Below are 12351 nucleotides of genomic sequence, written 5' to 3'. Positions count from 1 at the left end.
CGCTATTGCGCCGCCTCGCGCGGGGCCACCTTCTCCACGGCGTTCTCGAGTTCCTCGGCACGTTCCATCGCCTTGAGGGCGTTCAGATCGGGCATAAACGTGGTCGAGTAGCCGCAATCCACGAAATGCACCTCGCCGGTGACGGCGCCCGACAGGTCCGACAGGAGATAGAGCGCGGCGCCGCCGACTTCATCGAGGGTCGGCGAACGGCGCATGGGCGCGTGCCGCTGCTGATAGTGGAACAGAGTGCGCGCATCGGAGATGCCGGCGCCGGCGAGCGTCCGCATGGGCCCGGCGGAAAGCGCGTTCACCCGAACGCCTTGCGGGCCGAGATCGGAGGCGAGATATTTCACGCTGGCCTCGAGCGCGGCCTTGGCTACCCCCATAACGTTGTAACAGGGTACGACGCGGGTCGAACCGCCATAGGTCAGCGTCAGCAGCGAACCTCCCTCGCTCATCATGTCGGAAGCGCGCTTGCAGATCTCCGTGAACGAGAAGCAGGAGATCACCATCGTGTGCTCGAAATTCTTCCGCGTGGTGTCGCAGTAGCGGCCCTTCAGCTCGGTGCGGTCGGAAAAGGCGAGCGCATGCACAACGAAATCGAGGGAGCCCCACTCTTTGCGGACCACGCCCAGCATGCGGTCGACGCTGTCTAGATCCTCGACGTCCACCTCTTCGATGATCTTGGCGCCGATGGATTCGGCCAACGGCACGGCGCGGCGGCCGAAGGCGCCGCCTTGGTAACTGAAGGCCAGTTCCGCACCCTGTCCGTGCAGGACGCGGGCGATGCCCCAGGCGATGGAGCGGTCGTTGGCGACACCCATCACCAACCCCCGCTTCCCTGCCATCAGCGGTCCGGGTTCAGCAATGTCTTTCGTTGTTGCCATGATACATACTCTGCTTGGGGTTAATTTCGCAGGCTCCCGCCCCTCAGCTATCCAAACGGCGGAACACGAGTGTGGCGTTGGTGCCGCCAAAGCCAAAACTGTTCGACATTACGGTATTAATGGCGACGCCATCCTTGCGCTTGCGCACAATAGGCATGTCCGCCACTTCCGGGTCCATATCCTCGATATTGGCGGACTCGCAGATGAAGCCGTTGTTCATCATCAGGAGCGAGTAGATCGCCTCGTGCACGCCCGCGGCGCCCAACGAATGACCGCTCAACGACTTGGTCGCGCTGATAGACGGGCAATCCTCGCCGAACACCTCGCGGATCGCCTCGATTTCGAGCAAGTCGCCCTGTGGCGTCGAAGTGGCGTGCGGGTTGATGTAATCGATCTTACCGCCGTTCAGGTTCTGCATCGCCATGCGCATGCAGCGCACCGCGCCCTCGCCCGAGGGCAACACCATGTCGAAACCGTCGGACGTGGCGCCGTAGCCGACGAGCTCCGCATAGATATGCGCGCCTCGCGCCTTGGCGTGCTCCAACTCCTCGAGCACCAGGACGCCCGCGCCGCCGGCAATGACAAAGCCGTCGCGGGCGGTGTCGTAGGCGCGGCTCGATTTCTCCGGCTGGTCGTTGAAGTCGGATGACATGGCGTTCATGGCGTCGAACAGGACCGACAGGGTCCAGTCGAGCTCCTCGCCGCCGCCGGCGAACACAATATCCTGCTTGCCGAGCTGGATCAGCTCGCTGGCATTGCCGATGCAGTGGGCACTGGTCGAACAGGCCGACGAGATGGAATAGCTCACGCCTTTGATATGATAGGGCGTGGACAGGGTCGCCGAGTTGGTCGAGGACATCGACTTCGGCACCTCGAAGGGGCCGACCTTCTTGGGGCCCTTCTCGCGGGTGGTGTCGGCGGCCTTCACGATAGCGCGGGTGGAGGGTCCGCCCGAGCCCATGACGAGCCCGGTGCGCTCGTTGGAGACGTCCTTTTCCTCGAGCCCGGCGTCGCGGATCGCCTGCTCCATGGCGATGTAGTTCCAACCGGCGCCGGCGCCCATGAAGCGGCGGACCTTCCGGTCGATCATCTCCTCCCAATCGAGCTTGGGCGCACCATGGACCTGGCAGCGGAACCCGAGCTCCGCATAGTCGTCCGCCTTGACGATGCCGGACTTGGCTTCGCGCAGGGAGGCGAGCACCTCCTGGGCACTATTGCCGATGGAGGACACGATGCCCATGCCGGTCACGACCACGCGTTTCATTCGCTTAACGTCCTTGATGCTTGCGCCGCAACAGATCAACTACCGGCGGGAGCGGCTTCGCCCGCCTGGAACAGGCCGACCTTCAGATCCTTGGCCGTGTAGATCGTCTCGCCGTCGGCCTTGAGCCAACCATCGCCGGTACCCAAGGTGAATTTGCGGCGAATCACGCGCTTGAGATCAACAATATATTCGAGCTTCTGCATGGTCGGCAGCACCATGCCGGAGAATTTCACCTCGCCGACACCGAGCGCGCGGCCCTTGCCGGGGGCGCCCATCCAGCCGAGGAAAAAGCCCAGCATCTGCCACAAGGCGTCGAGGCCAAGGCAACCCGGCATGACGGGATCGCCCTTGAAGTGGCTGGCGAAGAACCAGAGGTCGGGCTTCACGTCCAGCTCCGCCACGATACGGCCATTCCCGTGCTCGCCGCCTTCCTCCAGAACGCTGGAGATGCGGTCGAACATGAGCATGGGCGGCAAGGGAAGCTGGGCATTGCCGGGGCCGAATAACTCGCCCCGGGCGCAGGCGAGCAAAGCCTCGTAGTCGAAACTGGCCTGCCGTTCCGCCGTGGATTTCTGCACTCTCATGAAGTCCTTCATTCGCTTCGGTCTGTCGTTGGGCTGGTTACCTAACACATGCCACGGCCCATCAAAAGCCCGCGCACGGGCACCCGGCGGCCGGCAATCGGCCTCGGGCCTTGGGCCTTCTTTGGGCCCGGCGAGCCCCAGGCATCCGGGTTAACGCGGCAAAAAGTCAGCCAGAGCACGGCGTTGCGATAAAGCGTGCTTACGCCTATATTCCAGGAACCAAAGTTTTGGATAGTCGCGAGATCATGGAAAAGCTGTCCCACGCAGACGATACCGTCGCGGCTGCGGCCGGAAACGTCGCCGAGCTGTTGCGCGGCGCGGGCTTGCGGCCCACGCGCCAGCGGGTCGCACTCGCGCGCCTGCTGTTCGCCGAGGGCGACCGGCATGTCACGGCCGAGTGGCTGCATGAGGAGGCGCTGGCCTCCAAGGTGCCGGTTTCGCTTGCCACCGTCTACAACACGCTGCACCAGTTCACCGAGGCTGGACTCTTGCGGGAAGTGGCGGTCGAAGGGGCCAAGACCTATTTCGACACCAACACGTCGAACCACTATCACTTCTTCTGCGAGCGGTCCGGCAGGCTACTGGATATCGATACGGACGCGATTCGCATCGAGGGTCTACCCGAGGCGCCGGAAGGCATGGCCATTTCCCGCGTCGACGTGCTGGTGCGGCTCGTCAAGAGAAGCGGCTAGCTCGCATTAATCTTCCAGATTTGAGACGCGTGTCCTGGCAGACGCGAACGTGCGCAGCTACTCTATCTCCTCGCCGCGATAGACGCCCCACAACTTGTCCTGCTCCACATAGCCGGAATAGTTGTCGACGGTGAGTTCGCACCATTTCCCGTCGCAGGTGACTACGTTGCCGAGCACGCCCGATTGAAGTTGGGCCACGGCGCGCGATCCGGTGGAGCGGCCGCTGTGCAACGCCACGGCCTCCTTGCCCTTGGACCAGGGGCTGATGAGGACGGTGCGCCGTCCGCTCAACAGGCTATGGAAGACCCAGCCATCGGCGCCCTCGCTGTCGCGGACCCGGCGCCAGTTGTCGGCCTCGGCGATGATCTCGACGGGTAGGCCGGCGCGCGCGAAAACCCAGACAATGGACTGATCGTTGCTGGGGCCCCGGCGCACATTGACCTTGTCGGACTTGAGGCTGACGAAGCGCGGCACGTTCAAGCCGGAGCTCGGGCCTTTCACAGCCGCCGGCTGAGCGCCCTCTTGCGCGCCAGCCTGGCCCGAAGTGCCAACGAAGGCCAGCCCCAAGGCCAGGGCGAAGGCCAGTCCCAAAGCCATCCCAATGCCGACAACCCCGCGAAAGCGCACTTGTTTCTCCCCCTTGGCGGCCGAATCGGCCCGCTCCTAAATGGCCGAGAAAAGTGAACGGATCGTGGCCCGGCAGTCCCTAAGCCAATATGACGCTTTATCTCTTAAAGCCCCTTCTGTTAGACAAAGCGCGCAAATCAACGCAATCCGGGAACATCCCCCGCCGCTAGCCTCCTGACTGGACAAATTATGGCTTCTGAACGACCGCTCGTTATCGTCACGCGTAAGCTTCCCGATGTCGTCGAGACAAGACTCCGGGAGCTATTCGACGCGCGGCTCAATCTCGACGACAAGCCGTTCTCGCGGGACGATCTGATCGAGGCGGTCAAGACGGCCAACGTGTTGGTGCCCACGGTCACCGACCGCATCGACCGGGCAGTGCTGAGCCAGGCCGGGCCGGACCTCAAATTGATCGCCCAGTTCGGCACGGGCGTGGACAATATCGACCTCGACACGGCGCGGAACCGCTCGATCATCGTGACCAACACGCCTGGCGTGCTGACCGAGGATACGGCCGACATGACCATGGCGCTGATCTTGGCGGTGCCGCGGCGCCTGACCGAGGGCGCAAACATCCTGCTCGGGGACAGCGACCAATGGCAGGGCTGGTCGCCGACCTGGATGCTCGGCCACCGCATCTTCGGCAAGCGGCTCGGCATTGTCGGCATGGGGCGCATCGGTCAAGCGGTGGCGCGGCGCGCCAAGGCGTTCGGCCTTCAGATCCACTATCACAACCGGCGGCGGGTCCCACCGGATGTGGAGCAGGCGCTTGAGGCCACCTATTGGGACAGCCTCGATCAGATGCTGGCGCGCATGGACATCATCTCCGTCAATTGCCCGCACACGCCGGCAACCTATCACTTGCTCTCGGCGCGGCGGCTGTCGCTGCTGAAGCCGACCGCCTACGTCGTCAACACAGCGCGCGGCGAGGTGATCGACGAAAATGCGCTGGCCCGCATGATCGAGAACAACGAGCTGGCCGGCGCCGGTCTCGACGTGTTCGAGCACGAGCCTGCCGTGAACCCGAAGCTCTTGCGCAACGAGAAAGTGGTCGTGCTGCCCCATATGGGCTCGGCGACGCTCGAAGGCCGCGTCGACATGGGCGAGAAGGTCATCATCAACATCAAGACCTTCCTCGACGGTCACGCGCCGCCGGACCGCGTCCACCCCGCAATGTTCTAAGAAGGGCCCGCTACGATGCGGGACGGATGGGCGCCTCGGGCGTCTGCACGTGCTCGGGCCGGAAGCCCAACCCGATAAGCCGCGCAGGCAACCGGCGCAGCACCGGGAAGCGGTTCAGCAGCTTGACCGCGAAAGGCGGCTTCGGCCGTGACTTCATAGTGAGCACGTTGGAGACGACGCGGTTCTGAATGAAGATCTGGAGCGCCTGGGTCATCTCGGTCGGCCATTGCCGCCGCTTCTGCACCTTGCGCAAATCCTCTTCGGTCACCCTCCCCTCGCGCAGCGGCGCGGCGAGAATATTGGCGGTTGCGACCGCATCCTGAACGGCGAGATTGATGCCGACGCCGCCGATGGGCGACATGGCATGGGCCGCATCGCCGATGCACAGCAGCCCCGGCGCGTACCAGCGTTTCAAGCGGTCGACCGCCACGGTGAGCAGTTTCACGTCGTCCCAGGAGGCAATCTCGCGCACCCGGTCGGACAGCTCCGGATTCAGCGCAACAATCGCCAAGCGGAAAGCTTCGATGCCTTTGCGGCGCAGCTCGTTGAAGCCGCCTTTCGGGATAACGAAGGCGCACTGCCAATAGTCGCCGCGATCGATCATGATGAAGAAGCGGCCCGGCTCGATGCGGCCGAGACTGTCGGACCCATCGTCCGCGTGCCTGGACAGGCGAAGCCACAGCACGTCCATGGGCGCGCCGCGATCCTCCACCTCGAAGCCGGCAAGCTTGCGAACGGTGGAATGACGGCCATCGGTGCCGACAACAAGATCGGCGTGCACTTCCAGATCGCCTTGCGGCGTCGCCGCTTTCAGGCCCACGACCCGTTCGCCGTCCTTCAGGAGTTCGTCCACCTCCGCCTGCATGCGCAAATGAAAGGTCGGGTAGCGCTTGCCCGCCTCGGCTAGGAAATTGAGGAAGTGCCATTGCGGCATGAAAGCGAGGAACTTGCAGTGGGTCGGCAGATGCGAGAAATCGGCGACCTGCACCAGCTCATCGCCGATCTGCACGCCGAGCTCGCGCACCTCCTGGTGGGGCCGTTCGAGGAATTCGTCGATCAAGCCGAGCTCGTACATAAGCTCCAGGGTCGAGGGATGAATGGTGTCGCCCCGGAAGTCGCGGAAGAAGTCCTCATGCTTCTCGAGCACGACCACGTCGACACCGGCCCGCGCCAAGAGAAAGCCAAGCATGACCCCGGCGGGGCCGCCGCCGGCGATCGCGCACTCCACGGTGATGGTCTCTGTGGCCATGGCGCAGCCTCATGGTGACGCCCGGGCGCGGCCGGGCAATGCAAGGATCCCTCGCCCGCAACCCTCGGCTGAAAAGATTGAAAAACTCTATTGCGCGGCGGCTGGCGCGCGCGCGCGGTGGTGGCTGAGGTCGCGAAAGCGCGGATTTCTGCCGTTCAGCGGGTTCTCCGGGTCCCACGCATAGTTCACGGTGGAAAACCGGGCTTGGAGTGCATCGTAGAGGAGCAGCCGGCCAACCAGCCCATCGCCGATGCCGAGCAGCTCCTTGACCACCTCCACCGCCTGGAGGCAGCCGAGCACGCCCGCCACCGCGCCGAGAATGCCCGCTTCCGAGCAGGCCGGCACGGTGCCTTCCGGCGGGGGCTCCGGAAACAGGCAGCGGTAGTTGGGGCGCGGGTTGCCTTCGGCGTCGGCCTCGAAGGCGCGGAAGGTGGTGAGCTGGCCGTCGAAGGGGCCGAGCGCGGCGGCGACCAGCGGCACCTTTGCGAAATAGCTGGCGTCGTTGACCAGATAGCGCGTGGCGAAATTGTCGGAGCCGTCGGCAACGATGTCGTAGCCGCGCAAGATATCGAGCGCGTTCTCCGCGACGAGGCGTGTGGTGTAGAGCTTCGTCGCCACATGGGGATTGAGACGTTCGATGGTCGCGGCCGCGCTCTTCGTCTTCGCCCGTCCGACGGAGCCGGTATCGTGTACGATCTGGCGCTGGAGGTTGTCGAGACTCACCCGGTCGTCGTCGATGATACCGATCTGGCCGATGCCTGCCGCGGCCAAATACAACGTGAGCGGCGAGCCGAGGCCGCCTGCGCCGATCACGAGCACGCGCGCGGCTTTGAGGCGCTGCTGGCCTTCGCCGCCGATCTCCTTCAGCACCAGATGGCGCCGGTAGCGGGCAATTTCGTCTTGGGTGAGCATGGGCTCAATCTATGCCTTGCAGGCAGGCACCGCCAGGGCACCTAGCCGGTGGAGCCGAAGCCGCCATCGCCGCGCGTCGTGTCGCTCAGCGCGTCCGCCGCGACGATCTCCACATGGGTCACCGGCGCGATGACGGCTTGGGCGATGCGGTCGCCACGTTGAATGAGGAAACGCTCGCTGCCCAGATTGATGAGCAGCACCTTCACCTCGCCCCGATAGTCCGCGTCGATGGTGCCGGGGCTGTTCAGCACGGTGACGCCGTGCTTCAGCGCCAGCCCCGAGCGCGGGCGTATCTGCGCCTCGTAGCCTGGGGGCAGTTCGAAGACGAGCCCGGTCGGCACCAACACGCGGTCGCTCGGATCAAGCATCAGCGTGCCGTCTTCGGGCATGGCAGCCAGCAGATCGAAGCCTGCGGCATGGGCTGACTGATAGGCGGGACGCGGCAGCCCCTCGCCATGGGGGAGGGCCAAGATCCGGAGCGTGACGCTCATTCGGCCGCCGAACGCACACTGGACAACGACTCGGCGGCCCGCGCCAGGAGGCGCGCCGCCATCTCGTCCTTGCTCATGGCAGGCCAATCCTCGACGCCCGCGTCGGTCACGAGATGCACTTGCGTGCGGTCGCCGCCCATGATGCCGGTGCCGGCGGACACATCGTTGGCGACGATCCAGTCGGCGGCCTTGGCGCGGCGCTTCGCGCGCGCATGGTGCACGACATTCTCCGTCTCGGCGGCGAAGCCGATGACGAGCTCCGGCCGCTGCGGCCCCGGTATGGCGACGGTCGCCAAGATGTCCGGGTTCTGCGCGAGGCTCAGCGAGACATCGCCGCCGCGCTCTTTCTTGAGCTTCTGCGCGGCTTCGGCATTCGCGCGCCAATCGGCGACCGCGGCGGCGCAAACGGCAATGTCGGCGGGAAGCGCGTCGAGCACCGCATCCAGCATCTCTTGCGCCGTCTCGACCTTGACCGTGTTCACGCCGTCGATGTCGGGCAAATTCACCGGGCCCGAGACCAGCGTCACGCGGGCCCCGAGAGCAAGCGCGGCGCGCGCCAGCGCATGGCCCTGCTTCCCTGAGGAGCGGTTGGCGATATAGCGCACGGGATCGAGCGGCTCGTGGGTCGGGCCCGAGGTGATCAGCACGTGACGGCCGGTGAGCGGGCCCTTTTGCTTTTCGGAAAGAAGCCTCGCGACGGCGCTCACGATCGCTTCAGGCTCTGCCATGCGGCCGGGACCGAACTCGCCGCACGCCATTTCACCTTCGTCGGGACCCACGAAGTGAATGCCGTCGGCGCGGAGCGTCGTGACGTTGCGGCGCGTCGCCGGGTGCTGCCACATGCGCACGTTCATGGCGGGCGCCACCAACACACGCTTGTCGGTGGCGAGCAGCACGGTGGAGGCGAGATCGGAGGCCGTGCCCGTCGCCATCTTGGCGAGCAGGTCGGCGGTCGCCGGCGCCACCACGACGAGATCGGCTTCGCGCGACAGGCGGATATGGCCGATCTCCGCCTCGTCCTTGAGATCGAACAGATCGGTGAAGGTCTTGTCACCAGAGAGCACGGAGAAGGAGAGCGGCGTCACGAATTCCGCGCCGCTTTTCGTCAGGATCACGCGCGTGGAGGCACCCCGTTCACCCAAGCGGCGGACGAGCTCCAGCGCCTTATAGGCGGCGATACCGCCCCCGACGATCAGAAGAATGCGCTTACCTTGCACTTTCGTCTTGCTCCGCGTCGTTCCCGCGAAAGCGGGACCCCAGTAGCCACGACCTTAGCAATAATGGTTTGACGGGGGTTACTGGATTGCCCGGTCAAGCCGGGCAATGACAATAAATAGGGTTAGCGTGTCCCTCAAAACAGAAGCGCGAGCGCGATGGCGACGAGGGCCGCTGCGCCGACCCAGATACCGGTCCGGCTCCAGCGGTCCTTATGGGCTTGCGCCTCGGCCAGCCGTTCCACGCTCCGGTCGTCCAGGTGCAAACCGTCCTCGACCATGGCCCCGAAGGCGTCCACCGTACGCTCGGCCTGAAGCAGGAGCCGCGGCAGATCGCCCACGAACCGGCCCACGGAGGCGGCGCTTTCGGCTGCCTGCTCCAAACGAGCGCCGGCGCCCAGCTGACTCTCCAGCCACTCCTTGGCCACGGGCTCGGCCACCACCCAGATATTGAGATCGGGATCGAGGCTGCGGCCCACGCCCTCGACCACCACCATCGTCTTCTGCAGCAGGATCAGCTCGGGCCGGGTCTGCATGTCGAACACTTCGGTGTACTGGAAGAGCTGGCCGAGGAGCTGCGCCATGGAGATCTCGCTCGCCGGCCGGTCCATGATGGGCTCGCCGATGGCGCGCAGAGCTTGCGCGAATTGCGCGACGGAATGTTTGCGCGGCACGTAGCCCGCCTCGAAATGCACCTCCGCGACCCGCGCATAGTCGCGGGTGATGAACCCGTAGAGGATTTCGGCGAGGAAGCGCCGTTCCTTCATGTTCAAGCGGCCCATGATGCCGAAATCGACGGCGACGATGGTGCTTTGCGCATCGACGAACAAATTGCCCTGATGCATGTCGGCATGGAAAAAGCCGTCGCGCATGGCGTGGCGCAGGAAGGTCTGCACCAGGAGCGTGCCGAGCGCTTTGAGGTCGTGCCCCGCCGCGCGCAGCCTGTCGTGATTGCCGATGGGAATGCCGTCGATCCAGTCGAGCGTCAGCACGCGGCGCGCACTGCGCGTCCAATCGACCTTCGGCACGCGGAAGCCTTCATCGTCCTTGCTGTTCTCGGCCATCTCGGAGATGGCGGCTGCTTCCATGCGCAGATCCATCTCGATGCCGACGGATTTCGCCAGCGTATCCACCACGGCGATGGGGCGCAGACGCCGGGACGGCGCATGGAAGCGCTCGATCATGCGCGCGGCGAAGAAATAGGAATCGAGGTCCCTCTTGAAGCGCTGCTCGATGCCCGGCCGCAGCACCTTCACCGCCACGTCTTTCAGCGTGCCGTCCGGCGTCTTCACCTTGGCCTTGTGCACTTGCGCGATCGACGCCGCCGCGACCGGCGGCCCGAACTCCGCGAAGATCTCGCCGATCGGCGCTTCGAGCTCCGTCTCCACGGCTTTCACCGCGTCATCTTGCGAGAATGGCGGCAAACGGTCTTGCAAGGTCGAGAGGTCGCGGGCGAGTTCGCGCCCGATGATGTCGTCGCGGGTGGCGAGAAACTGTCCGAGCTTGATGTAGGACGGCCCGAGCGAGGTCAGCGCCTCGGAGAGCAGCGCCTGGTTACCCGAGGCGGCGGCGTTCTTGCGCAAGGGCGCCGTGACCCGGCCGAACACGGCAAGCGGGCCCGACAGCTTGGTGTCCGCAGGCAGGACGCGCGCGCCGCTCCAGGCAAGGGTCACGCCCGCCTTTGTCAGCCGCGCCATGTTGGCGATGGCATTCACGTCTCTATTGCCTCATCAAATTCGCCAGCCCGAATGGATGGCCGCGATGCCACCTGTCAGGTTTCGATAGCCCACACGCTCGAAGCCCGCATCTCTTATCATCTGGGCGAAGCGTTCCTGATCGGGGAAGCGCCTTATGCTTTCCACGAGATAGCGATAGGACTCCGCGTCACCGGCGACAAGGCCGCCGAGCGCAGGGATGGCGTTGAAGGAATAGGCGTCATAGAGCGTGTCGAGCAGCGGCATCTCCACGCTCGAGAACTCCAGGCACAGGAACCGGCCCCCGGGCTTCAGCACGCGAAAGGCCTCCGCCAGCGCCTGGTCGATATGGGTGACGTTGCGGATGCCGAAGGCGATCGTATAGGCGTCGAAGCGCTTGCTCTCGAACGGGAGGGCTTCGGCATTGCCTTGCACGAAGGTGAGCGGCCCTCTTTCTTTGGCGCGCGCCTTGCCGGCCTCGATCATCTCCTTGGAGATGTCGCAGATCACGGCGCTGCCGCCCGGCCCCACCGCATCGAGAAAGCGAAAAGCGATGTCGCCTGTGCCGCCCGCCACGTCGATGAGCGCAAACGGCGCTTCGCCCTTCGGTGGCGCGAGCGTGCTGATAAGCTCGGCCTTCCACAGGCGGTGCAGGCCGCCAGACATCAGGTCGTTCATCAGGTCGTAGCGGCCGGCGACCTTGGAAAAGACCTCGTTCACAAGGCCTTGGCGGCCGCTCTCGGGCACGCTGGCGAAGCCGAAGCTGGTCTCGGCGTCCCGGTTTTTGAGGTCCTCTGACATGCAGCGGACAATAGCCTAAGGCCCCAGTTCAGGCTATTGTTGCAGTGCGATGAGAGTTGTTCTGCACTGCACTATGCTGGGACGCCATGCCCGAACTGCCTGAAGTGGAGACCGTGCGCCGGGGGCTGGAACCCGTTCTCGTGGGCAACGCCTTTGCCCGCGTGGAGCAGCGCCGTCCCGATCTGCGCTTTCCGCTGCCCAAGCGTTTCGGCGAGCGCCTTGAGGGCCGCAAAGTGGAGGCGCTCGACCGGCGGGCCAAATATCTGCTCGCCCGGCTCGACGACGGCGAGGTGCTCGTCATGCATCTCGGCATGACCGGCCGCTTCGCCATTGACAAGGCGAACGGCACGGCGGCGGCCCCGGGTCGTTTCGCACATCCGCAAAAGCCTGTGCCGAAGCACGAGCACATCGTCTTCCATCTCGGGGACGGCTCGGCGATCCGTTACAGCGACGTGCGCCGCTTCGGGATCATGGATCTGGTGCCGGCCGCGACCCTCGACAGCCACGCGCTCTTCAAAGGGCTTGGCGTCGAGCCCCTCGGCGAAGACTTCACCTCCGAATGGCTCGCGGGCAAGCTCAAAGGCAAGGCCACCTCGATCAAGGCCGGTCTGCTCGATCAACGGCTGATCGCGGGTCTGGGGAATATTTATGCGTGCGAGGCGCTCCATCGAGCGCGCCTCTCGCCACTCAAGCTCGCCGGAACGCTCACCCCCAAATCCGGCAAGCCAACAAAAAAGCCGGAAGCGCTCGTCGA

13 protein-coding genes are annotated in these 12351 nt (G+C 64.9%); 3 read left to right on the top strand and 10 right to left on the bottom strand.

Annotated elements, in window-relative coordinates:
- Positions 1-2: 2 nt before the first annotated feature.
- From fabI to fabA, 3 genes are read right to left on the bottom strand one after another with little or no spacing between them, the layout of a single operon-like run.
- On the bottom strand, positions 3-887 hold the full coding sequence (fabI, locus tag ACSLE4_RS14090; protein ID WP_435905064.1) for an enoyl-ACP reductase FabI: 885 nt from the start codon (positions 885-887) through the stop codon (positions 3-5).
- A 43-nt stretch (positions 888-930) separates the two neighbouring features.
- Positions 931-2151, bottom strand: a complete 1221-nt coding sequence (fabB, locus tag ACSLE4_RS14085; protein ID WP_435905063.1) for a beta-ketoacyl-ACP synthase I — start codon at positions 2149-2151, stop codon at positions 931-933.
- Positions 2152-2186: 35 nt separating this feature from the next.
- Positions 2187-2735 (bottom strand): 3-hydroxyacyl-[acyl-carrier-protein] dehydratase FabA, encoded by a 549-nt coding sequence (fabA, locus tag ACSLE4_RS14080; protein ID WP_435905062.1) that lies wholly within the window; start codon positions 2733-2735, stop codon positions 2187-2189.
- Between the two features lie 245 nt (positions 2736-2980).
- Between fabA and irrA the strand changes: the two genes are divergently transcribed.
- Positions 2981-3427, top strand: coding sequence for an iron response transcriptional regulator IrrA (gene irrA, locus ACSLE4_RS14075; protein ID WP_435905061.1), 447 nt, complete (start codon positions 2981-2983; stop codon positions 3425-3427).
- 57 nt (positions 3428-3484) lie between these two features.
- Here the strand turns inward: irrA and ACSLE4_RS14070 are convergent, their stop codons facing one another.
- On the bottom strand, positions 3485-4024 hold the full coding sequence (locus ACSLE4_RS14070; RefSeq protein WP_435905060.1) for an SH3 domain-containing protein: 540 nt from the start codon (positions 4022-4024) through the stop codon (positions 3485-3487).
- A gap of 219 nt (positions 4025-4243) precedes the next feature.
- Here ACSLE4_RS14070 and ACSLE4_RS14065 point away from each other — a divergent pair, with 219 nt between their 5' ends.
- Positions 4244-5236, top strand: coding sequence for a 2-hydroxyacid dehydrogenase (locus ACSLE4_RS14065; RefSeq protein ID WP_435905059.1), 993 nt, complete (start codon positions 4244-4246; stop codon positions 5234-5236).
- Between the two features lie 10 nt (positions 5237-5246).
- Here ACSLE4_RS14065 and ACSLE4_RS14060 read toward each other — a convergent pair whose 3' ends face one another.
- The 6 genes from ACSLE4_RS14060 to ubiE form a co-directional block, all read right to left on the bottom strand.
- A complete protein-coding gene (locus tag ACSLE4_RS14060; protein ID WP_435905058.1) occupies positions 5247-6485 on the bottom strand; it encodes an FAD-dependent oxidoreductase in 1239 nt (412 codons plus the stop codon).
- A gap of 87 nt (positions 6486-6572) precedes the next feature.
- Complete coding sequence (locus ACSLE4_RS14055) at positions 6573-7397, bottom strand: HesA/MoeB/ThiF family protein (protein WP_435905057.1); 825 nt, start codon at positions 7395-7397, stop codon at positions 6573-6575.
- Positions 7398-7438: 41 nt separating this feature from the next.
- The gene (gene dut, locus ACSLE4_RS14050) at positions 7439-7888 is read right to left on the bottom strand and encodes a dUTP diphosphatase (protein ID WP_435905056.1); all 450 of its coding nucleotides are present in this window, start codon (positions 7886-7888) and stop codon (positions 7439-7441) included.
- A complete protein-coding gene (gene coaBC, locus ACSLE4_RS14045) occupies positions 7885-9105 on the bottom strand; it encodes a bifunctional phosphopantothenoylcysteine decarboxylase/phosphopantothenate--cysteine ligase CoaBC (RefSeq protein WP_435905055.1) in 1221 nt (406 codons plus the stop codon). The genes dut and coaBC overlap by 4 nt, the downstream gene beginning before the upstream one ends.
- Positions 9106-9239: 134 nt before the next feature.
- Positions 9240-10817, bottom strand: coding sequence for a 2-polyprenylphenol 6-hydroxylase (ubiB, locus tag ACSLE4_RS14040; protein ID WP_435905054.1), 1578 nt, complete (start codon positions 10815-10817; stop codon positions 9240-9242).
- 15 nt (positions 10818-10832) lie between these two features.
- Positions 10833-11597, bottom strand: a complete 765-nt coding sequence (gene ubiE / locus ACSLE4_RS14035) for a bifunctional demethylmenaquinone methyltransferase/2-methoxy-6-polyprenyl-1,4-benzoquinol methylase UbiE (RefSeq protein WP_435905053.1) — start codon at positions 11595-11597, stop codon at positions 10833-10835.
- An 86-nt stretch (positions 11598-11683) separates the two neighbouring features.
- Here ubiE and mutM point away from each other — a divergent pair.
- The coding region (mutM, locus tag ACSLE4_RS14030) for a bifunctional DNA-formamidopyrimidine glycosylase/DNA-(apurinic or apyrimidinic site) lyase (protein WP_435905052.1) at positions 11684-12351 on the top strand (668 nt) is incomplete at its 3' end.

Origin of the sequence: Methyloceanibacter sp. (assembly GCF_051306395.1) — a bacterium.
GTDB lineage: Bacteria > Pseudomonadota > Alphaproteobacteria > Rhizobiales > Methyloligellaceae > Methyloceanibacter.
This window is presented reverse-complemented; position numbering and strand designations above follow the sequence as displayed.

Coding starts and splice junctions, on each gene's coding strand:
- fabI (WP_435905064.1), bottom strand. CDS start 887: ATGGCAACAACGAAAGACATTGCTGAACCCGGACCGCTGATGGCAGGG.
- fabB (WP_435905063.1), bottom strand. CDS start 2,151: ATGAAACGCGTGGTCGTGACCGGCATGGGCATCGTGTCCTCCATCGGC.
- fabA (WP_435905062.1), bottom strand. CDS start 2,735: ATGAGAGTGCAGAAATCCACGGCGGAACGGCAGGCCAGTTTCGACTAC.
- irrA (WP_435905061.1), top strand. CDS start 2,981: ATGGAAAAGCTGTCCCACGCAGACGATACCGTCGCGGCTGCGGCCGGA.
- ACSLE4_RS14070 (WP_435905060.1), bottom strand. CDS start 4,024: ATGGCTTTGGGACTGGCCTTCGCCCTGGCCTTGGGGCTGGCCTTCGTT.
- ACSLE4_RS14065 (WP_435905059.1), top strand. CDS start 4,244: ATGGCTTCTGAACGACCGCTCGTTATCGTCACGCGTAAGCTTCCCGAT.
- ACSLE4_RS14060 (WP_435905058.1), bottom strand. CDS start 6,485: ATGGCCACAGAGACCATCACCGTGGAGTGCGCGATCGCCGGCGGCGGC.
- ACSLE4_RS14055 (WP_435905057.1), bottom strand. CDS start 7,397: ATGCTCACCCAAGACGAAATTGCCCGCTACCGGCGCCATCTGGTGCTG.
- dut (WP_435905056.1), bottom strand. CDS start 7,888: ATGAGCGTCACGCTCCGGATCTTGGCCCTCCCCCATGGCGAGGGGCTG.
- ubiE (WP_435905053.1), bottom strand. CDS start 11,597: ATGTCAGAGGACCTCAAAAACCGGGACGCCGAGACCAGCTTCGGCTTC.